This is a genomic window from Gluconobacter sp. P5B12 (genome assembly GCF_018812035.1).
In the GTDB taxonomy this organism is placed as follows: Bacteria; Pseudomonadota; Alphaproteobacteria; order Acetobacterales; family Acetobacteraceae; genus Gluconobacter.
The window spans coordinates 449,258-468,891 of sequence record NZ_JACRVV010000001.1 but is presented as its reverse complement, the minus strand read 5'-3'; the positions used below and the strand labels follow the sequence as shown (position 1 = coordinate 468,891).

Here is a 19,634-nt window from a genome sequence, read left to right as displayed (position 1 = left end):
CTCCCGGCGGGGCGTTTTTCTTGGTGCCTTACGATCCGATCAGGAGTCGTTTGCAGCCTTGTCGCGGGACACGATGTTCGTGATCGTGGTGCGAACGATCTTCACACGGACACCCTGAGCGATTTCGACATCAACTTCGTCGCTGCCATCACGGGTTGCCTGCACGATGCCAACGATACCGCCGGCCGTCACAACCTTGTCACCACGGCGCAGACCGCCCTGCTCTTCACGGAGCTTGCGCTGACGCTGCTGCTGCGGACGGATCAGCAGGAAGTAGAAAACAACGAAGATGAAAATCATCGGGGCGAACTGAAGCACCGTCGGGTTCGCGAGGAGCCCGCCGCCATCGGCGGCCTGTGCGGAAGAAATGAACAGACTGCTCATGGAATATTGGTCCAGTCTTGAGTGAAACGTGCGGGGACCATATCGTCCGGAGTTTCCCCGTCAAGGACGGGCGCTTCCTTCATCACTGGCACAAAGCGAATTCCATGACCGATCACGCCCTGCTCAACGTCCTTGAACGTATTGCAGACAGCCTCGAACGCATGAGCCCCAAACCGCCAAGTGCTGATATTCTGAAGCACCATGATGCCTTTATCTGGCAGGCCGCGATGGGAACGCTTGCTCCAGTTGAGAAGGTTTCCGGCGTTACCCTTTCACTGCTTCGGGGGATTGAGCGACAGATTTCACAGGTCATGACGAACACACGTCATTTCGCAGAAGGCTTCACGGCCAATAACGTGATGCTCTGGGGCGCTCGCGGCATGGGCAAATCCTCGCTGGTGAAGGCTGCGATTGCCACAGTGAACGCCGAGCAGCGCGCCAAGGGACAGCCGACGCTCGCGCTCATCGAAATCCAGCGTGACGAGCTTTCCACCCTGCCGAAACTTCTGGCCGTTCTTCGCACAACCGATCGCCGCTGCATCCTCTTCTGCGATGATCTGTCGTTCGAAAGCCAGGACGCCGACTACAAGTCTCTCAAATCCGTTCTGGATGGCGGTATCGGCGGACGTCCGGACAATGTTCTGGTCTATGCAACCTCGAACCGCCGCCATCTTATGCCGCGTGACATGATCGAGAACGAAACCGGAAGCGCCATTAATCCATCGGAGGCTATTGAAGAAAAAGTCTCCCTGTCAGACCGTTTTGGTCTCTGGATCGGCCTGTATGGTGCCAGCCAGGACGAATATCTGGATATCGTTCAGACCTATGCCGCAGCCCGCAAGCTTCCCGTTTCGCCAGAAGACCTTCGCCGCAAAGCGCTTCAGTGGGCTCTCACGCGTGGCAGTCGTTCTGGACGTGTCGCGGCGCAGTTCATTGATGACCTGAGCGCAGACCTCGGCATTCCAAACTCATGAAACGCCGTTCTTTTCTCGCAGGGGCCACCTGCGCCTTCACTACGTTCCCACACATTGCGTCAGCAGAACCCCGCGAGCAGGAGCAATCCGGATGGTGGGCACTGGATCTGGAAACGAACAGAACACTCGGTGAAAACCCAGACATGCACCTGCCCATGTGCTCGACATTCAAATGGCTGCTGACTGCCGCCACCTTGTCACGAACGGACTATGGCCGTGAACACCTGGGTCGAGAAATTGCCTTCAGCCGCAAGGATCTCATTGCCGCGTCCCCGGCGGTCAAAGACGCTCTCGCGGCTTCAAAAACAGCGCACGCCAGTCTGTCTGTTGGAGAGCTTTGCGCTGCAACGGTTTCACTGAGCGACAGCACCGCCGCAAACCTCCTTCTGAAGAGGCTTGGCGGCCCGGCGGCCCTCACACACTGGCTGCGCGATCATCATGACCCAGTGACAAGAGTGGATCGTTATGAAACGGCGCTGAACCGTGTTCCGATGGGGGATCTGCGAGACACCACCACGCCACGCGCCATGGTCTCGAACCTTCAGAACACGCTCTATGGCAATAATTTGAGTTCGGCCTCTCAGGCTCAGCTTCTCAAATGGCTCCTGGCCACCACAACCGGTCCAAAACGTATGCCTGCCGGATTGAGAGAAGGATGGCGCATCGGTCACAAGACCGGAACATGGACGGTTAAGCCCGGCTACAATCCAGCTGTGGAACGGGCAGCGTCCGGCGATGTGGCGATCCTGCTTCCTCCTACAGGCAAGCCCGTTCTCGTAGCCGCCTATGCAGCAGGATATTCCATTCCTCAATCAGAGAAAGAGGGCTGGTTTGCCGATATCGCTCATCGTGCAACAGACCCCAACTGGCTACGGCGGCATTAAAAAAGCTGGGAGATCTGTGTCTCCCAGCCTCTGAACATACTTAGAACGATGCGCTGACCGTTCCAAAGAACTCACGAACGGCTCCGCGTTCCATGGACTGATAATCGCCCGTCGCAGGATTATCGTTCTGGCCCATCATGGCGATGTATTTCGTGTTGAACAGATTATAGACGTTGAAGCTCGCCGTGACGTCTTTCAGCACACTCAGCTTGCCGAAGCGGTACTGCATCCCGGCATTCGCCAGCCAGTAGCCGCCCACAGACGTATCATTCATGAAGCTGTAGTAGCGGCGGCTATAGTAGTTGGCGTCGAAATGCGCCGTCGCACCCTTCCAGGTGTATGAGACGGACGTTTTGTACATCCACGCCGGGTAATTGACGATATTCTTGCCCGCCAGCGCGTAGAAACCACCCGCCGTATCGACGTCCCGGTCGTAGGTCCCCTTGTTGTAGCTCAGGTTGTTGCTGATGCTCAGACCTTCAATCGGCGTCAACGTGATATCGCCATTGGCACCCGTCATGGAAATATGACCGAAGTCGATTACCTGAGACACCGGATTGGTCAGGGACCCAACAGCCGCCGCAAGGATCGGATGGATCAGGCTGGCATGATAAACGGTCGCATTCGCCTGGAGATACTTGGACGTGTAGCGGTATCCGCCTAGATAGACCCAGGCTTTGGAAGGCTCGAGGGACTTTTTCTGCGCCTGAAAGGTCGCCTGATCTTCAACCGAATAAACCGAGTTCGCCACGCCATAGGCCGAGACCTCATAGGCGCGCATATTCTCGGCCACATCCACATACAGCTCATGGTGGTTGTTGATGTGCCAGTCCAAATTCAGATGCGGCAGGAAGGCCTGAGACGCCGTTAGCGAGCCATTCGGCAGTTCATCCGAGCCGGTCCAGTCAGCGTTGTTGTAGTTTGCGCCGCCCGCTGTCGTTGCCACCATGGATTTAAATCCGGCATGCAGCGTCAAACCTTCGGTCAGGCGGATGCTGTCCTGAAGGTGAAACTGCATGACATTCGTCGTCCAGTCGAAATTGTAACCCTGCAGAAAAGCACGACCGTAAACATCATACGGACCAACAGCCTTGAGCGGCGCGCCCTCCCCCAGCAACGGCTGCTGGTAATTGAACAGGCCCGCCTGCTGGTTGTTGTTCTCGTACCAGACACCGCCCTCGATCGTGTGGCGTCCCCACTTGTAGCGAAGGCTCGTATCAAGACCGTAGCGCTCCTGACGGTTCTGCCAGACTTCTTCTGAAAACGGCGCACCATTTGGGGATGGGTCTTCGGAGTCCGTGTAGCTGTAATAGCCGGTCTGGCTGTGACCGTAGACCGTTGTGTTCCAGGTCAGGTTATCCGTGAGAGCCAGATCGAAGTGCAGGCCACCCATGTAGTTGGTTTCAGCCTGACCACCATCATACATAGCGATTTCGGAGCCATCGATACCCGGCACGCCACCATACCCAGCCGGAAGCGCTGCCGTGCCTTTTGCAATGCCGTAGGCCAGACCATAATTCGGATAGAGATGCGGCGTCCGCCATCCAAGATTCTTCAAAATCCCAACGGACGTATCCGGGTAGTTCCACTGAGCAAGGCTGGACCAGTTAAAGAAGGCAGACATGCGGCTGCGCTGCCCGATGGGCTGTACGAGCTTGGCATCAACCTGCTGCATGAACTGGTCACCACTGCCCATCCACATGCCCTCGTCGGTACGGGCATAGGACGTGTAGAACTTCGTGCCAGAGCTGTTCAGCTTGCCGGAATCCAGCCGAACATAGGTGCGATAAGAATTATAGCTGCCGAAAGACTGACTGATCTTGCCATCACGCTTGTCGTTCGGATCAGACGAGCCAATCTGGATTGTTCCACCTAGCGTGTTTGTGGATGGTAGCTCGACGGACCCCGCACCCTGAGACATCCGCATGGACTGGATATCATCCGGGATAATGGCCGAGGCGAGGCTCATGCCACTCACAGACTGATAGGTCTGATCATTCAGAGGCACGCCATCAACCGTCACACCCATCTGATTCATGAAGAACCCGCGGACGTAAAGATTGGCGCCAAAGCTGTCGATTCCGAATGGATCCGTGGACGTGAAGCTGACCCCCGGCATCCGGTCCAGCATGCGGTAAGGACTGGTTCCCGGCACAAACTGTCGCATGACGGCTTTCGAAACAGCCTGTTCCGCATCGCGACCGGTCAACTGGCGCGCCGTGACCGAAACGCTTTCTGTCGACCGGGATTCCAGATTTGTCCGCTGTGGGTGCTTCGCTGGAACAGCTGTTTTCTGAGCAGGCACCTTCGAGGGTGCTACCGGTGTCGTCACGCCATGACGGGATGGCGCATGCCGATGACCCGGCGCAACCTGCTTTGTCGTCTCAGCAGCGTGTGCCTGCGATTGAATAGCCAACAGTGCAATGGAAGACAGAAGCAGGGGTTTGGTGCGCACTGAGGCCAATACTCCGGGAACTAAGGGTAAGAAGAAAGGAAGCGGTGTCCTAGCCAAGCAATACTCATAGGCAAAGCCTCTGATCCCCGGGATGATGTTTCCATGACATCTAGTCTGTGCTTTTCCCGCCTCATGTTGCTCAAATGACGCGACTTCCCTTGATACATCCTGCCCCCTTCCTGCGAGAACCCTTTGCCTGTTAGGCTCGTTTAGAAAACATGCCTTTTGAAGGCCCGTCTTTACTCAGGATCGGGATATCCATGTCGCAGAGTACCTTAGAAGAAGCTGATATTGTCAGCAGCGTCTCTCCAGAACCCCAAGGACACAATGCGGACCTGCGTCGTATCCGTTCCAACCCGGACTACTGGTATCCTGTCGCGTGGTCTCATGAGCTAAAAAGTGGGAAAACCATAGGCACGCGCTACGCTGGCCAGCCAATTGCGCTCGTTCGCCCTCTGGACGGCAGTGTGTTTGCTCTGGAAGACCGTTGCGCACACCGTCAGGTTCCTCTCAGCCTTGGCCGTGTGAGTGGTGAAGCGGTACAGTGCTGCTATCATGGCTGGGCCTATGGCCGCTCCGGTCGGTGCATTGACGTCCCCTATCTTGGGAAGAACAAGCTTCCGAATGGTGTGCGAACCTATCCCTGCCGGGAGGAAGGCGGCCTGATCTTCATTTTCCCGGGTGATCCGGCAAAAGCAGAGACCACGCCCTTCCCGTCACTCGGCTCCGTTCGTGACCCAGCCTACAAGACGCGCCGTTTCGGCAAGAAAGTCGCCTGTCACTACAGTTTCATGCATGAGAACCTGATGGATATGAACCATCAGTTCATGCACATGAAGCAGATGGGCCAGATGAAGCCTCGCTTTTTGGGTGGCAAGGACGAGCCCACCCTCGTAGAGGCTCGCTACAGCTTCGCGCGGACAAGTGGCAAGCAACCCTGGGGCGAAGCGCTGATCTTCGGTGAACGGCGGGACGCAAGCGAGCGCTACGCTCACCGCGACGTCATGACGATCCGGACAGAGTATCCTTATCAGACCTTGAGGATCGCCACGGGTGACGAACCGCCCGTCATGGATCTGTGGATCGTCTACGTGCCGCAGGATGCAGAAGAGAAAACCTGTCGCGTTTTCGGCCTCCTCTCAGTGCGCAAACCGAAAGTCGGCGTTGTGCTGGATATGGCATGGCCTTTCCTTGTCGCCTTTACGGAACGGATCTTTAAGGAAGACCGTGATATCGTGGAACTCGAGCAGGCTGCCTGGAACGAACTGGGCGGAGACCACAATCAGGAAGTTTTCCCTGTCATCAATACGCTGCGCCGACTGTTGGCACGTTGCGGTGTTCCTGAGGAGCAGGATACAACAAGGCCGACATGACACCTGAACTGAAAGCGGGGGATTTTCTTTTACGTCCCCTTCGCCCGGAAGACGCGCCAGCCGTCCATCGCCTCGTGAACGACTGGAGCGTGGTCCGCATGCTCAGTCGTCTTCCCTTCCCTTACCCGCGTGACCTTGCTGAGAAATGGATTGCCTCCACGCTGGAGGACAGTTCCCGGGGAATCGCTCACCATTTTGCCATCACGCGCGACGGCATCCTTCTGGGAGCTGTCGGGCTGGTCCTGTCGGACGACAAGCGTTCTGCTTCTCTAGGTTACTGGGCGTCCCCCGCCACATGGGGACAGGGCATGACAACATCTGCGGCCCGGCGTGTCACGGAATGGGCCATTCAGGTGCTCAAGCTTGAGAAGCTCACGGCAGACGTCGCGGTTGATAACCCCGCATCCTCCGCCGTCCTCCGCAAACTTGGCTTTCGAGAAACTGGTCGTTCAAGCCGTCGCTTTGTGTCACGTGGGGCCGAATGTCCCATCATTGTGCACGAATTGGCGCGGTCAACCTTCCTTCAACTCGACATACCGGACCCCGTTGAAACGGCTTCTCCGGCTGCACTGGAAGATCAACCGTCTACTCCCGCACCAACACGCAAACCACGGACTCTTCTGGTCGTCGCAGCAGCTCTGCTGGATGCGCAGGGGCGTATTCTTCTCGCCCGCCGCCCCGAAGGGAAACGTCTGGCTGGACTTTGGGAATTTCCTGGCGGAAAGGTCGAGCGGGACGAGACACCGGAACAGGCCCTCATCCGGGAAATGAAAGAGGAGCTGGATGTCGACCTGACAGGAGCCTGCCTCGCCCCTTTCACTTTCGTCAGTGAAAATGCAGGCCCGTTTCATCTTCTGATGCCACTGTATGTTGTGCGGCGGTGGCGCGGCGTTCCTGCCCCACGGGAAGGGCAGGCACTGGCGTGGGTGGAGGCAGCCGATCTGGCAAAATATCCAATGCCAGATCCGGATCTACCACTCATCCCACTCCTTCAGGAACTTCTGGGATAAACAGCCGGAACCGCTTCAAACATTCCGGCTGCCCGTTAAGGATCAATCGTTCAGCTGAAACTGATTCTGCGGCACACCTGCAATGTCGGTACGAAACGCAAACAGCGATCCGGCCTGCGGCTCCTTGGCAAGAGCGTCCTCATCCAGACCTTTGCGCGCCGTTGTCACAAAGACCGTCTTGAGATCATCCCCGCCAAACGCAACCTTCGTTACGTTCGTCACGGGCATATCAATGGATGGCAATTCTGTGCCGTCGGGACGGAAACGCGCGACGCGACCGCCTCCCCAGGTGCCACACCACAGATTGCCTTCGCTATCCGTGACGATTCCATCCGGGTAACCCTTCGCCAGCGTGGCAAAGATGCGCTCGTTCGAGAGATCTCCGTTCTCATCAATATCGAAAGCATAAATCGTCTGCTTCGGGCTATGACAAACATATAAGACACGCCCGCATGGCGAGACAGCCGGACCGTTCGAGACAATATACCCCTCGGTATGGTGCGTGATTTCCAGCCCCTCTTCCGTATGGATCACACGATAGATGGAGCCAGTCGGTTCTTCTTCTCCGTCATCCATCGTACCAAACCACACACGGCCCAGCGGATCCACACAACCATCGTTCAGACGGTTCCCTGGCATGTCAGGCTCAATCCTGGGGCCAGCTTCGAAGTCTCCGCTTTCAGGATCAAAACCATGCAGGCCATCGCGAAGGCCTGCAAGAAAAGTGCCGTTGGCAACAGGCAGCAGGAAGCCCAGACGGTCCGGAGCATCCCATGTCTTGTGATCGCCTGTTTCCGGCGTAAAGCGATGAACCTTGGCGGCAATGATATCGACGAAATAAAGCGACTTTTCAGCCTCACTCCAGACGGGTCCCTCACCCAGCGTTGCACGCAGATCGAGAATACATTCAGGGAGATGGTGCTTCAGAGTGCTCATGGGTGTCCTGTTTGAAATGAGGCATGGCCAGACGTTCGGCCCTGCTCGACAACGCTGCACAACGCGCTACGTTCGCTGCACAGACTATCAGGACGAGACTCATGCTTCAAAAAAACGCCTGCCTGCTCGTCATAGGCAACGAGATCCTTTCCGGTCGCACACAGGATGCCAACACGCAGGTTCTGGCGCGCGCGCTGAACGCCCAGGGTATCCGGCTTCTCGAAGTCCGTGTCATTCCGGACATCGAAGACCACATCATCCGAACCGTCACGGAATGTCGGGAGCGATTCGACATACTCTTCACATGCGGTGGCATCGGCCCCACCCATGATGACATCACGGCTGAATGCATCGCCAAGGCCATGGGCGTTCCGTTGCTGCGTCACGAGCCGACATTCCAGAAGCTTGAAGCCATCATGGGGAAAGAAAAGTTCAACGCAGCCCGCCAGCGCATGGCCATGCTCCCGAAAGGCGCAACACCCATTGAAAATGCTATTTCAGCGGCGCCCGGCTTCAGCATTGGCAACGTGCACGTCATGGCCGGAGTCCCGTCCATTTTCGCCTCCATGGTGGAAACGTTAGTTCCCAAGATGGAAAAAGGCCCACCCCTGACGTCCGTAAGCTGGCATGCGGCGGGATTGAAGGAGGGGGACTTCGCGGACGATCTGCGCCATTTGCAGGAACAGTTCCCGAAAATTGATCTTGGGTCATATCCGTATGGCCTGACGAACGGCACAACGGGGACAGCGCTGGTCGCCAAAGGATACGATGCGTCAGCAGTTAAGAATGCAGGCTCTCTCCTGCATGATCTGATCATGGCGCATGGGCGCGATCCGATCAGCGGAGATCCGCCTCACAAGGCGTAAAGACCAAAAAAAACCGCTGCTCCGAAGGGCAGCGGTTTTTCGTATCAGTTCAGAGACCCTCGGGTCATGGCCAGGAACTTGTCCCGCCGCTTCTGAACGAGAGCTGGGCCTGTCAGCTTCTGGAGTTCCAGCAGCTCTTCGGCAATCACATTACCCACCGCATGCACGGCGTCATCCGGAAGGCGCTGCGCCCCACCGATGGGCTCAGGAATGATACGGTCAATCAGACCAAGCCCCAGAAGATCCTGCGCTGTCAACTTCAGGGCTTCAGCAGCGGCCGGAGCGAGCTTCGGATCACGCCAGAGAATGGACGCTGCGGCCTCAGGCGAAATAACGGAATAGATCGAGTTCTCAAGCATCAGAACACGATCGCCCGCGCCGATAGCAATCGCACCACCGGAACCACCCTCACCAATCACGGTTGCGATCAGAGGGACAGGAGCCTTGAGGCAGATATCGATCGAGCGCGCGATAGCCTCGGCCTGGCCGCGCGCTTCGGCGTCGATACCCGGCCATGCTCCAGCCGTATCGATGAAGCTCAGAATCGGCAGCCCGAACCGGCCGGCCATTTCCACAAGGCGCTGTGCCTTCCGGTAACCTTCCGGGCGGGCCATGCCAAAATTATGAAGCAGACGCGTTTCCGTGTCGTGACCACGCTCCGTCCCAACCACGACGACCGGCTCACCACGGAATCGGGCAAGACCACCAATCATGGCCTTGTCGTCCCCGAAAGCACGATCTCCGGCCAGCGGCGTAAAGTCTGTTGTCAGAAGACGAACATAGTCCAGAGCCTTGGGACGCTGGGCGTGACGGGCAACCTGCACCTTCTGCAGCGGCGTAAGCTTTGCATAGGTTGCACGAAGCTGTTTGTCCGCCTTGTCAGAAAGACGGGCAACCTCGTCATCGATGTTGATGCCGCTGGTGCTGGAGTCCTTCTCCTGGCTGCCCATCTGGCGGAGTTCGTCGATTTTGGTCTCGAGTTCGGCGACCGACTTCTCGAAATCTAGGAATTGGCGCATGGCTGCCGGATAGCACGGCAACGCATCCGGAAACAGCCCCCCGGTTTTTTACGGGGCAGATCAGTCCCCGGACTGGATTTTCGCCAGTGGATGATGCGCCGTCACAAGCTGCCTCAGACGTTCCGCCATGACCTGTGTGTAAATCTGGGTCGTCGCGATATCCGCATGCCCCAGCAGCATCTGAAGCGCTCTTAGATCCGCGCCATGAGCCAGAAGATGGCTAGCAAAGGAGTGCCTGAGCACATGCGGGCTCACACGTTCAGGGTCAATTCCCGCCTTTAGCGCGCAGGCCAGCAGAATTTTGTCGAACCCCTGCCGGGTCAGTGGCTTGTCAGGATTTCTGCCTGGGAAAAGATACGGACTTCCCAAATCCCGGTCATAGTGAACCAGAGATTCAGCAGCCTCCCGCGCACTTTGAGACAGAGGAACCAACCGCTCACGGCCGCCTTTGCCTCTCACGAGAAGCATTTCACCCTTTGCCTTCACACATGTCGCAGGCAAAGACAGGAGTTCTGAAATTCGGAGGCCCGTTGTGTAAAGAAGTTCCAGAGCTGCACGGGACAGCAGATCACGCCGTTCGCTGTCGTGCCCTCTGGTGCCTTCTTCCAGAAGCAGTCGAATTTCTTTCTCATCCAGAGGACGAGGAAGAGAGGAACTGACTTTCGGAGCCTGCTGACGATCCGTTGGATCATCGGACCGAATCGATTCCAACATCAGGAATCGATAAAATTGCTTGAGACAGGACAGTCTGCGCGCTGCTGTACGGGCAGCCATCCCAGCCTGTGACAGAGATGTCAGGTAACTTCTGACCTGCTCTCCCGTCGCCTGCGCCAAAGACGTTGGAGCACAATGACGGGAAAAATCCGCGAGGTCAGAGGCATAGGCCTGACGCGTTTTCAGAGCTGCGCCCCGCTCTGCCGCAAGCATTTCAAGAAATGCCTCGACATGCCGATCAACCACCTCTGACATGCGTCAGGCCAACCTGATCAGTGCGCGGGAACGCCAGCAGGTGCTGGAGCAGCAGCCCCCTGCAGAGGAGCAGGCTTGGGTGCAGGCATTGTGGGCAGCGGCGTGGATGGCGTCAGAGCGGGAGCGGCTGGAGCCACGGGTGCCGCAGCAACCGGAGCCGGAACAGGCGCAGGCTGAGCAGCCCCCGCGGCAGGAGTGGTCGGAACCGGGGGCATCGCCGGGAGAGCCGCAGCAGCAGAACCGGACGTAGCGAACATCGCCGCTGGCAGCTCTTTGTGAACCTGTGTCTGCTCAGGCGGGACAACCCCCATCCCCAGACGCAGGAAAAGTCCGCCCAGAACCACCACCAGAACCAGAGCACCAGCTCCAGCAATCATGGGCAAACGGGAAGATGAACGATCAGATTGTGCCATTATGTTCAGGTCTCAAAGTGCGGGCAGGACGTGATGCCCTCTCCTATGATAGGTAGCAGAGCATGTCACCTCTGCCACCCTCACTTTCCGCCGATCCGGCGGTATCTCTTCCCGTCCCGACCTGCACTGTTGTTCTGGTTGGCATGATGGGAGCTGGAAAAACCACCGTAGGCCGCCGTCTGGCGCAGCTCTACCGCCTGCCCTTCGTCGATGCGGATGCAGAAATCGAACGCGCCGCAGGCTGCACGATTCCGGAAATTTTCTCCCGTCATGGAGAAGCCTATTTCCGTGCTGGCGAACGCCGGGTCATCGAACGCCTGATCAAAGGCCCTCCCTGCATTCTCGCCACGGGTGGCGGAGCATGGATGGACGCCCAGACGCGCCATCTCGTTCGTAAGCATGCCGTGTCGATCTGGCTTCGCGCGCCTGTGCACGTTCTGCTCAGACGCGTTCAGGGCCGCGGCGGCAGACCCCTCCTCGCTCAAGGCAGCCCGGAAGAGGTCATGACCCGACTGGTGGGCGTTCGTTACCCTGTCTATGCGGAAGCAGACATCATTATTGATTGCGGAGACGAAACCGTGGAGCAAGGCGTGCAGCGCGTCCGTGAAACCCTCGCAGAATACCAACATCCTCAAAAAGTGCCTGTGGCTCTTGCACAGCACAGCTACGATGTTCTGGTCGGGCCGGATCTGATTTCGCGGGCAGGAGCTTGGGTTGCCCCATATCTGCGCCAGAAGAGGGTTGTCGTCATCACGGACGACACCGTTGCCACTCTCCACCTCTCCCGCCTGCTTCTGTCCTTCCAGGAGACAGGCATCCAGGCAGACGTCATCTCTGTGGCCGGAGGCGAGGAGAGCAAATCCCTGCACTGCTACGGCGAGGTCATGACGCGCCTCCTGTCGCTGGGAATCGAACGTGGCACGACAATCGTCGCCCTTGGTGGCGGCGTTGTCGGTGATCTGGCCGGTTTCGTAGCCGCAACAGCTTTACGCGGGATTCCCTTCATCCAGATTCCCACGACTCTTCTCGCGCAAGTGGATAGTTCCGTCGGCGGAAAAACCGGTATCAATTCACCCTCCGGCAAGAATCTGATCGGCGCATTCCATCAGCCCGTCATCGTTCTCGCAGACAACTCCGCACTCGCGACTCTACCGCGCAGACAGCGAGTTGCGGGTTATGCCGAAATTGTGAAGTCAGGCCTGATCGCAGACCCGGATCTTTTCGCATGGTGTGAAACCAATGGACGATCTGTTCTTGACGGAGACCCGGCAGCTCTTGCGGAAGCGGTTCAACGTGCCTGTACTTTCAAGGCCGCTATTGTCGCCGCTGATGAACGTGAGCAGGCGAAACTGAATGGTCGCGCCCTGCTAAACCTTGGTCACACCTTTGGTCACGCCCTTGAGGCAGAGCTCGGTTATGACGGGCGCCTTCTGCATGGCGAAGGAGTTTCAATAGGTTTGCACCTCGCAATGGCTCTTTCCGTTCAGCTCGGATATGCGCCAGAGGAAGACCTTTCTCGCCTGGACGAACATTTACGCACCCTCGGCATGCCAGTCAGCTTTGACTGGTTTGATATTCCGTTCTCAGCGCAGGTACTTCTCGATCACATGACTCGGGACAAGAAGATGCAAGACGGGAAAATTTCCTTTGTTCTTCTGCACGGTATTGGCAAAGCATTCACAAGTCGTGACGTTCCAATGGATACCGTCCGTAACTTACTGATAAATGAAGGCTGCACAGCATAAGGACCGTTACAGTCCTTTATGGTTTAGCCTAACTTTTTGTTTTTTAACTGCATTTGAGCAGCACAAATTCCCGGAAGACGCTGGCGTCCCTGCAAGTGTTCAGCTATGGCAGCAGGGACGCGAGGCGTAGATCGTGAAGCGGGCGGAATGAAATGTGACTTTTTTGTCACTCCTTCCACCCGAGTAGGTCTGGAAGGCTCTGTCTGGCTTTGTCCTAGGGAACTCCCCGATCTATATGCGCTTATGCATCGCGCTGGGTCCGTTGGTTGAAGCAGTTTTTCCAACGGCTCGAAACGTTAGTCACTAAGAGGACGAAAACATGCGTCTCCGCACGGCACTCCTTGCCATGACGTCGATGGTCGCCGCACCGTCGCTTGCCATGGCCAGCACGATCACCGGCCCGTACGTCAACATCGGCGGTGGTTACAACCTGGTTCAGCAGCAGCACGGCCGCTTCTCACCAACCACGCAGGCTGACGGCACGTCTAGCAACAACGCTAGCAGCTCACGCCTCCGCCACAAGGACGGCTTCACGGGCTTCGGTTCGTTCGGCTGGGGCTTCGGCAACGGTCTGCGCGTTGAAGTGGAGGGTGTGTACAACTACTCCCAGATCAACCACCGCACGCCGACGGCCGTTCACGGTTCCACGAACGGTTCTGACCAGGCTTATGGCGGTTTCGTCAACGTCCTGTATGACATCGATCTGGCCCACTTCGGCCTGAACGTTCCTGTCACGCCGTTCGTTGGTGTTGGCGCTGGCTACCTGTGGCAGCACTACAACCCGATCACGACGAACTATGCCAATGGCTCCGTCAACCGTATCGGTGGCACGCAGGGCAGCTTCGCGTACCAGGGTATCGTCGGTGCAGCTTACGACATTCCGGGCGTTCCGGGTCTTGCTGTCACGACCGAATACCGCTTCATCGGTCAGCAGTTTGCTGATGGCCCGTACCGCTCCACAGCCTACAACGGCTCTGGCGTTCACAAGGGCAACGTGAACTTCGACCCGCGCTTCTCGCACCAGTTCATCCTGGGTCTGCGTTATGCGTTCGACACGGCTCCGCCGCCGCCGCCGCCGGCTCCGGTCATCGTTCCGCCGGCTCCGACGCCAGCTCGCACGTACCTCGTGTTCTTCGACTGGGACAAGTCTGACCTGACGGGCCGCGCTCGTGAGATCGTTGCTCAGGCAGCTCAGGCTTCCACGCACGTCCAGACGACACGCATCGAAGTTAACGGTTACACCGATAACTCCGCAGCCCACCCGGGCCCGCGCGGTGAGCGTTACAACATGGGTCTGTCCCTCCGCCGCGCACAGAGCGTTAAGGCTGAGCTGATCCGTGATGGCGTTCCGGCAGCTGCTGTGGACATCCATGGTTACGGTGAGCAGAAGCCACTGGTTCCGACCGGCCCGAACACCCGCGAGCCGCAGAACCGTCGCGTCGAAATCATCCTGAAGTAATTCAGTTTGAAAAAGACGCCGGAGCCTTCGGGCTCCGGGTTTCTGGAAAAGGCGTCCTTCGGGGCGCCTTTTTCTGTTTTAAGGCCTTTGCAGCGTAAATCTGCGCACGCTAGAGCAATACCTATAGCTTACCCGGAGACGCTCACTTGCGACGCACCCGAATTTTCTATCCACGTTCACGCCCGCAGGTGATTGATCAGTTCCTTCGATTTGGCGTCGTTGGGGCATTCGGCTTCTTCGTAGACTGGGGAAGCGTGGAGGCTTTTCGGCCAGAAATTGGCCTCATCGCTGCAACCATTGCCGCCTATTTTGTTGCCGCCACCGTCAACTGGATTCTGAACCGCGCCTGGACGTTTCGAACCTCGGCGGCCGATAACCAGCACCTGATCCTTCAGTGGCTTCGGTTCCTGATCGCGAATGCCTTCGGGTTCCTTCTGAACCGCGGAGCAGTCTTCCTACTCTACGCCTTCGTACCCTTTACCGTCCGACATCCTGTTACGGCGCTCGCGATTGGTGCGGGTTGCGGCATGATGGCCAATTTCAATCTGTCCAGGCGTCTGGTTTTCAGAGCCAAAATTCCCGAAACACCAATGGAACTTATGCAGATGGCTGTGGAGATCCCGGCAGCGGGGCTGACCTCTCCTGACCCGGAACCTCAAATGCCTATTCCACAACCAACCATGGAACCCTTTGAGCACAAGGCCCCCTGAGGCGCACATTTCCAAGCTGCTCACAATGGTCTAGGAGTAACGCTGGTTTTTCCCGTTTTCTCCGGAATCTGACGCTTCATCCCATGACCAGCACAAACGACATCCGCTCAGCCTTCCTCGAATATTTCGGGTCGAACGGCCATCGCATTGTTCCTTCAGCGCCCCTCGTACCGCAGAACGACCCCACCCTGCTGTTTACGAACGCTGGCATGGTTCCCTTCAAGAACGTTTTTACCGGCCAGGAAACGCGCCCTTACTCCCGCGCCACAACCGCTCAGAAGGTTGTCCGCGCAGGCGGCAAGCATAACGATCTCGACAACGTCGGTTACACCGCGCGCCATCACACATTCTTCGAGATGATGGGCAACTTCAGCTTCGGTGATTATTTCAAGGCCGAAGCCATCGAGTTCGCCTGGAACCTGCTCACGAGAGACTTTGGCCTCCCCAAGGAAAAGCTTCTCGCCACGGTTTACGCTGAAGATGAAGAAGCCGCAGATCTCTGGAAAAAAGTCGCCGGCCTGAGCGATGATCGCATCATCCGCATTGGTACGTCCGACAACTTCTGGCGGATGGGCGACACCGGCCCGTGCGGCCCCTGCTCCGAAATCTTCTACGATCACGGCGACAGTGTTTTTGGTGGCCCTCCAGGCACCCCGGACGAAGACGGTGACCGCTTCGTCGAGATCTGGAACCTCGTGTTCATGCAGTTTCTGGATCAGGCCGACGGTTCCCGCGACAATCTGCCGCGTCCTTCGATTGATACCGGCATGGGCCTGGAGCGTTTCGCTGCAATCATGCAGGGCAAGCGCGACAACTACGACACAGACACAATGCGTGCGCTCATTGAGTCCTCTGCTGACGTCATGCATCAGGATGCAGACGGACCGTTCAAGTCCAGCCATCGCGTCGTAGCGGATCATCTCCGCTCCACGGCCTTCCTGATCGCTGACGGCGTTCTCCCGTCCAAGGAAGGCCGGGGCTATGTGCTGCGTCGTATCATGCGCCGCGCCATGCGCCATCTGCACATCATGGGCGCCAAGGAACCAGTTTTCTACCGTCTGCTTCCTGCCCTGATCCAGCAAATGGGCGCAGCCTATCCGGAACTCGTGCAGCACCAGGCCCTCATCACTGAAACGATGAAGGGTGAAGAAGAGCGCTTCACAGCCCTTCTGGAACGCGGCCTGACCCTTCTGTCCGATGAGGTCAGCAATCTTGGAGACAAGCAGGCTCTTCCGGGAGACGTTGCCTTCAAGCTGTATGACACTTTTGGCTTCCCGCTCGATCTGACGCAGGATGCCCTCCGGGAGCAGGGTCGCACTGTCGATGAATCCGGCTTCGAAACAGCCATGGCTGAACAGCGCAAGCGTGCTCGCGCTGCGTGGGTCGGCTCCGGCGATACGGCGGCCGAAACCGTATGGTTTGACGCACGCGACAAGCATGGCCCCAGCGAATTCCTGGGCTATGTGTCAGAAAAATCCGACGCTGAAGTGCAGGGCATTTTCCGTGGAAACGACGAACTGGCCGAAGCGCCGGCTGGTGACGACATCATTGCCATCCTGCTGAACCAGACACCATTCTATGGCGAAAGCGGCGGTCAGGTTGGCGATCACGGCACACTCACAGCGAACGGTCTGCGGGTGCAAATCACAGATACCCAGAAGCGCAATGGTGATCTGATCGTCCACTATGGCAAGGTTGTCGAAGGCACACTGAAGCCTGGCATGGCCGTTCATGCAGAGATCGACCATGGTCGCCGTACGGCCGTCCGTGGCCATCACTCAGCAACGCATCTTCTGCATGAGGCTTTGCGTCGCCAGATCGGCACGCACGTTACTCAAAAGGGCAGCCTGAACGCCCCTGAACGCCTACGCTTCGACATCAGCCAGCCTCGCCCGCTGACGGACGCAGAACTTCAGGCTGTTGAAGCCGAAGTAAACGCCCGTATCCGCGAAAATGCGCCTGTCGAAACGCGTCTCATGACGCAGGAGCAGGCTGTTGCCGAGGGTGCAATGGCGCTCTTCGGTGAAAAATACGGCGACGAAGTGCGCGTTGTTTCCATGGGCGTCGGAGAGGAAGGCCGTCCCGCCTACTCCATCGAACTTTGTGGTGGCACGCATGTTGGTCGCGTGGGAGAAATCGGCCCGTTCCGGATCGTATCAGAAAGCGGTGTGTCTGCGGGCGTTCGTCGTATTGAAGCGGTCTGCGGAATTGCCGCAGAAAATCTGGCACTTGAAACTGAAAGCCGCCTGAAGCAGATCGCCGACCTTCTGAAGGTTCCTGTTTCTGAGGCCGTCACACGGGTCTCGGCTCTGCTGGAAGAGCGTAAATCGCTCAACAGCCAGATTTCAGAATTACAGCGGAAACTGGCCACAGGCGAAGGTACGGCTGCAACCGAAACCATCAACGGCATCACACTTTCAGCCCGCAATCTGGGAGACGTCAGCCCCAAGGAACTCAAAAGCCTGGCGGACAGCATCTCCAAGCAGATCGAATCTGGCGTTGTTGCTCTTATTTCGGAAGCGGATGGCCGGGGCAGCATCGTGGTTTCCGTCACGCCAGATCTCAAAGACCGACTGAATGCTGTCACGCTTGTCCGTGCGGCATCTGAAGTCATGGGAGGAAAAGGTGGCGGCGGACGGCCAGATATGGCGCAGGCTGGTGGCCCCAATGCAAATGCAGATGAAGTCTTTGCAAAACTCCGCGAGCACCTTGCTGCGTCATAAACCGTAACGACAACAGATGTCAGGGCAGTAACAAATCATGAGACTACCGTTTTACTGCTTTACCTGCCCTGACAAAGCCTCCTAACTGCTCACTAGTTTATAAAAAGGAGAACACCATGGCCTGTGGTCGTGATACTCTGGCAAAACTGCTGAGCGGTGTCCGTACATTTGAGACGGACGTCTATCCTGACAGTGCGGAGCTTTTTGAGAGCCTGGCCTCCAGCCAGTCTCCTTCCACGCTGTTCATCACCTGCGCCGACAGTCGGATCAGCCCGAGCCTCATCACCCAGACTGAACCGGGTGAACTGTTCATTGTCCGGAATGTTGGCAACATCGTGCCGGCTTACGGTGAAATGCTGGGTGGCGTTTCTTCTGCCATCGAGTATGCAGTTGCGGCACTCAAGGTAAAGAACGTCGTCATCTGCGGCCACTCCAACTGCGGCGCCATGAACGCCCTGCTGGATCTGAACGCGCCGAAGCTGGACGCTCTTCCAACCGTTCGCAGCTGGCTGCGCAACGCAGAAGCAGCACGCGCGGCCATGGGTGATCTGAAGGCAGACGATGCCGGCCCGGCGGACATCCGCCAGCTGGCAGAATACAACGTCCTGCTTCAGCTTGCTCACCTGAGAACACACCCGGCGGTCGTTCGCGCCCTTTCTCAGGGCACACTGACCCTGCAGGGCTGGTTCTACGACATTCCGAAGGGTGAAATTCTCATTCTGGATGAGAAAACCCGCACGACCCGCTCCATCGAAAGCGTTCTTTCGGAAATGGGCGCAACACAGAAAGAAGCCGTCTGAGGTTTCTTTCCGCACTGACCCTCGCCGCATGTTTTCTATGCGGCGAGGCTTTTCCAGCCCAAGCCAGAGACATCAAGCTCTCAACCTGGAATCTGGACTGGCTCTCCCTTCGCCAGACGGGAGATCCAGCACTCCCCGACGATGTTCACGGTCGTAAACCCCGCGACTTCATTCGGCTGCACCAATACGCGACCCATCTGAACGCAGATCTTATTGCCTTTCAGGAAGTGGACGGCCCCGAACCTGCCGCGCAGGTTTTTGATCCCCAAACCTACCAGATCATTCTGTCCAACGCGCCCGTTATCCAGCGTGTCGGCCTAGCCGTCAGACGCCCGCTGAACGTGACGGTGAATGAAGAACTCTCAGCCCTGGATGTTACCGCTCCCGATGCGCCCCACCATCTGAGAACCGGACTTGATGTCACGGTATCAGACGGGAAAAGCCATCTCCGTATTCTGGTTGTGCATCTAAAAACCGGCTGCTGGGATCAGCCTCTCACTCAGCGCAAACATTCCTGCCCGACCCTGTATCAACAGTTCCAAGTCCTGGAAGACTGGATTGCAGAGCGTCAGGACGAAGGAGAACCCTATGCTGTTCTCGGTGACTTCAACCGCCGCCTGACCATGCACGACCCACTCATGCAGCAGATCAAGCATGATGCGCCCGTTCTTCTCACCACAGCAGGCAAAGCCAGCCCCTGCTGGAATGGAGAGTACTTCATCGACCACATCCTCCTTGGTAACGAAGCCCGCAGTTGGCTCGTCCCGGAGAGTCTACGGGTTATGACCTATCAAAACGATAGTGCGCCGGAAGGATTGTCTGACCACTGCCCCGTTTCGGTGCGCCTGCATCTGCCTTGACCGAGGCGACATCGGGGAAAGTGTTTTCCAGAACGGAATTATGCCCCATGAAGG

Annotated in this window: 17 protein-coding genes; 11 read left to right on the top strand and 6 right to left on the bottom strand. The window is 57.5% G+C overall.

Annotated features, from left to right (window positions below):
- Positions 1–39: 39 nt before the first annotated feature.
- Complete coding sequence (gene yajC, locus KP702_RS02110) at positions 40–384, bottom strand: preprotein translocase subunit YajC (protein WP_086634449.1); 345 nt, start codon at positions 382–384, stop codon at positions 40–42.
- Positions 385–401: 17 nt separating this feature from the next.
- On the opposite strand from yajC, the gene KP702_RS02105 reads away from it, so the two are divergent.
- Both KP702_RS02105 and bla read left to right on the top strand, forming a co-directional pair.
- On the top strand, positions 402–1,358 hold the full coding sequence (locus KP702_RS02105; protein WP_202206461.1) for an ATP-binding protein: 957 nt from the start codon (positions 402–404) through the stop codon (positions 1,356–1,358).
- On the top strand, positions 1,355–2,242 hold the full coding sequence (gene bla / locus KP702_RS02100) for a class A beta-lactamase (protein ID WP_202206460.1): 888 nt from the start codon (positions 1,355–1,357) through the stop codon (positions 2,240–2,242). The genes KP702_RS02105 and bla overlap by 4 nt, the downstream gene beginning before the upstream one ends.
- Before the next feature lie 40 nt (positions 2,243–2,282).
- Here the strand turns inward: bla and KP702_RS02095 are convergent, their stop codons facing one another.
- Positions 2,283–4,697, bottom strand: a complete 2,415-nt coding sequence (locus KP702_RS02095; protein ID WP_215768436.1) for a TonB-dependent receptor domain-containing protein — start codon at positions 4,695–4,697, stop codon at positions 2,283–2,285.
- A 260-nt stretch (positions 4,698–4,957) separates the two neighbouring features.
- Between KP702_RS02095 and KP702_RS02090 the strand changes: the two genes are divergently transcribed.
- Entirely contained in the window at positions 4,958–6,070 is a 1,113-nt protein-coding gene (locus KP702_RS02090; protein ID WP_215768435.1) for a Rieske 2Fe-2S domain-containing protein, read from the top strand.
- The gene (locus tag KP702_RS02085) at positions 6,067–7,080 is read left to right on the top strand and encodes a bifunctional GNAT family N-acetyltransferase/(deoxy)nucleoside triphosphate pyrophosphohydrolase (RefSeq protein ID WP_202206457.1); all 1,014 of its coding nucleotides are present in this window, start codon (positions 6,067–6,069) and stop codon (positions 7,078–7,080) included. Before KP702_RS02090 ends, KP702_RS02085 begins: the two co-directional genes overlap by 4 nt.
- Before the next feature lie 42 nt (positions 7,081–7,122).
- Here KP702_RS02085 and KP702_RS02080 read toward each other — a convergent pair whose 3' ends face one another.
- Positions 7,123–8,016 carry an SMP-30/gluconolactonase/LRE family protein gene (locus tag KP702_RS02080; RefSeq protein ID WP_215768434.1) on the bottom strand — a complete coding sequence of 298 codons (894 nt, stop codon included), beginning with the start codon at positions 8,014–8,016 and terminating at the stop codon, positions 7,123–7,125.
- Between the two features lie 101 nt (positions 8,017–8,117).
- Between KP702_RS02080 and KP702_RS02075 the strand changes: the two genes are divergently transcribed.
- Positions 8,118–8,882 carry a molybdopterin-binding protein gene (locus tag KP702_RS02075; RefSeq protein ID WP_215768542.1) on the top strand — a complete coding sequence of 255 codons (765 nt, stop codon included), beginning with the start codon at positions 8,118–8,120 and terminating at the stop codon, positions 8,880–8,882.
- A 44-nt stretch (positions 8,883–8,926) separates the two neighbouring features.
- Here KP702_RS02075 and KP702_RS02070 read toward each other — a convergent pair whose 3' ends face one another.
- Genes KP702_RS02070 through KP702_RS02060 form a run of 3 tightly spaced genes read right to left on the bottom strand, consistent with a single transcriptional unit; the run spans position 8,927 to position 11,283 of the window.
- The gene (locus tag KP702_RS02070) at positions 8,927–9,901 is read right to left on the bottom strand and encodes an acetyl-CoA carboxylase carboxyltransferase subunit alpha (RefSeq protein ID WP_215768433.1); all 975 of its coding nucleotides are present in this window, start codon (positions 9,899–9,901) and stop codon (positions 8,927–8,929) included.
- 60 nt (positions 9,902–9,961) lie between these two features.
- Positions 9,962–10,870: a tyrosine recombinase gene (locus KP702_RS02065; protein WP_215768432.1), complete on the bottom strand. Its 909-nt coding sequence runs from the start codon at positions 10,868–10,870 to the stop codon at positions 9,962–9,964.
- A gap of 17 nt (positions 10,871–10,887) precedes the next feature.
- A complete protein-coding gene (locus KP702_RS02060) occupies positions 10,888–11,283 on the bottom strand; it encodes a hypothetical protein (protein WP_215768431.1) in 396 nt (131 codons plus the stop codon).
- 62 nt (positions 11,284–11,345) lie between these two features.
- Here KP702_RS02060 and aroB point away from each other — a divergent pair, with 62 nt between their 5' ends.
- The 6 genes from aroB to KP702_RS02030 all read left to right on the top strand — a co-directional run bounded on the left by aroB (position 11,346) and on the right by KP702_RS02030 (position 19,580).
- Complete coding sequence (gene aroB, locus KP702_RS02055) at positions 11,346–13,028, top strand: 3-dehydroquinate synthase (protein ID WP_202206452.1); 1,683 nt, start codon at positions 11,346–11,348, stop codon at positions 13,026–13,028.
- A gap of 319 nt (positions 13,029–13,347) precedes the next feature.
- A complete protein-coding gene (locus KP702_RS02050; protein ID WP_202206451.1) occupies positions 13,348–14,487 on the top strand; it encodes an OmpA family protein in 1,140 nt (379 codons plus the stop codon).
- A 146-nt stretch (positions 14,488–14,633) separates the two neighbouring features.
- On the top strand, positions 14,634–15,197 hold the full coding sequence (locus KP702_RS02045; protein ID WP_202206450.1) for a GtrA family protein: 564 nt from the start codon (positions 14,634–14,636) through the stop codon (positions 15,195–15,197).
- Positions 15,198–15,280: 83 nt separating this feature from the next.
- Complete coding sequence (alaS, locus tag KP702_RS02040; protein ID WP_202206449.1) at positions 15,281–17,920, top strand: alanine--tRNA ligase; 2,640 nt, start codon at positions 15,281–15,283, stop codon at positions 17,918–17,920.
- A 116-nt stretch (positions 17,921–18,036) separates the two neighbouring features.
- The gene (locus KP702_RS02035) at positions 18,037–18,720 is read left to right on the top strand and encodes a carbonic anhydrase (RefSeq protein WP_086634437.1); all 684 of its coding nucleotides are present in this window, start codon (positions 18,037–18,039) and stop codon (positions 18,718–18,720) included.
- Between the two features lie 14 nt (positions 18,721–18,734).
- Positions 18,735–19,580 (top strand): endonuclease/exonuclease/phosphatase family protein, encoded by an 846-nt coding sequence (locus KP702_RS02030; RefSeq protein WP_202206784.1) that lies wholly within the window; start codon positions 18,735–18,737, stop codon positions 19,578–19,580.
- The last annotated feature ends 54 nt before the right edge of the window (positions 19,581–19,634 follow it).

Coding starts and splice junctions, on each gene's coding strand:
- KP702_RS02090 (WP_215768435.1), top strand. CDS start 4,958: ATGTCGCAGAGTACCTTAGAAGAAGCTGATATTGTCAGCAGCGTCTCT.
- KP702_RS02050 (WP_202206451.1), top strand. CDS start 13,348: ATGCGTCTCCGCACGGCACTCCTTGCCATGACGTCGATGGTCGCCGCA.
- KP702_RS02080 (WP_215768434.1), bottom strand. CDS start 8,016: ATGAGCACTCTGAAGCACCATCTCCCTGAATGTATTCTCGATCTGCGT.
- alaS (WP_202206449.1), top strand. CDS start 15,281: ATGACCAGCACAAACGACATCCGCTCAGCCTTCCTCGAATATTTCGGG.
- KP702_RS02035 (WP_086634437.1), top strand. CDS start 18,037: ATGGCCTGTGGTCGTGATACTCTGGCAAAACTGCTGAGCGGTGTCCGT.
- KP702_RS02085 (WP_202206457.1), top strand. CDS start 6,067: ATGACACCTGAACTGAAAGCGGGGGATTTTCTTTTACGTCCCCTTCGC.
- KP702_RS02075 (WP_215768542.1), top strand. CDS start 8,118: ATGCTTCAAAAAAACGCCTGCCTGCTCGTCATAGGCAACGAGATCCTT.
- KP702_RS02070 (WP_215768433.1), bottom strand. CDS start 9,901: ATGCGCCAATTCCTAGATTTCGAGAAGTCGGTCGCCGAACTCGAGACC.
- bla (WP_202206460.1), top strand. CDS start 1,355: ATGAAACGCCGTTCTTTTCTCGCAGGGGCCACCTGCGCCTTCACTACG.
- KP702_RS02060 (WP_215768431.1), bottom strand. CDS start 11,283: ATGGCACAATCTGATCGTTCATCTTCCCGTTTGCCCATGATTGCTGGA.
- aroB (WP_202206452.1), top strand. CDS start 11,346: ATGTCACCTCTGCCACCCTCACTTTCCGCCGATCCGGCGGTATCTCTT.
- KP702_RS02065 (WP_215768432.1), bottom strand. CDS start 10,870: ATGTCAGAGGTGGTTGATCGGCATGTCGAGGCATTTCTTGAAATGCTT.
- yajC (WP_086634449.1), bottom strand. CDS start 384: ATGAGCAGTCTGTTCATTTCTTCCGCACAGGCCGCCGATGGCGGCGGG.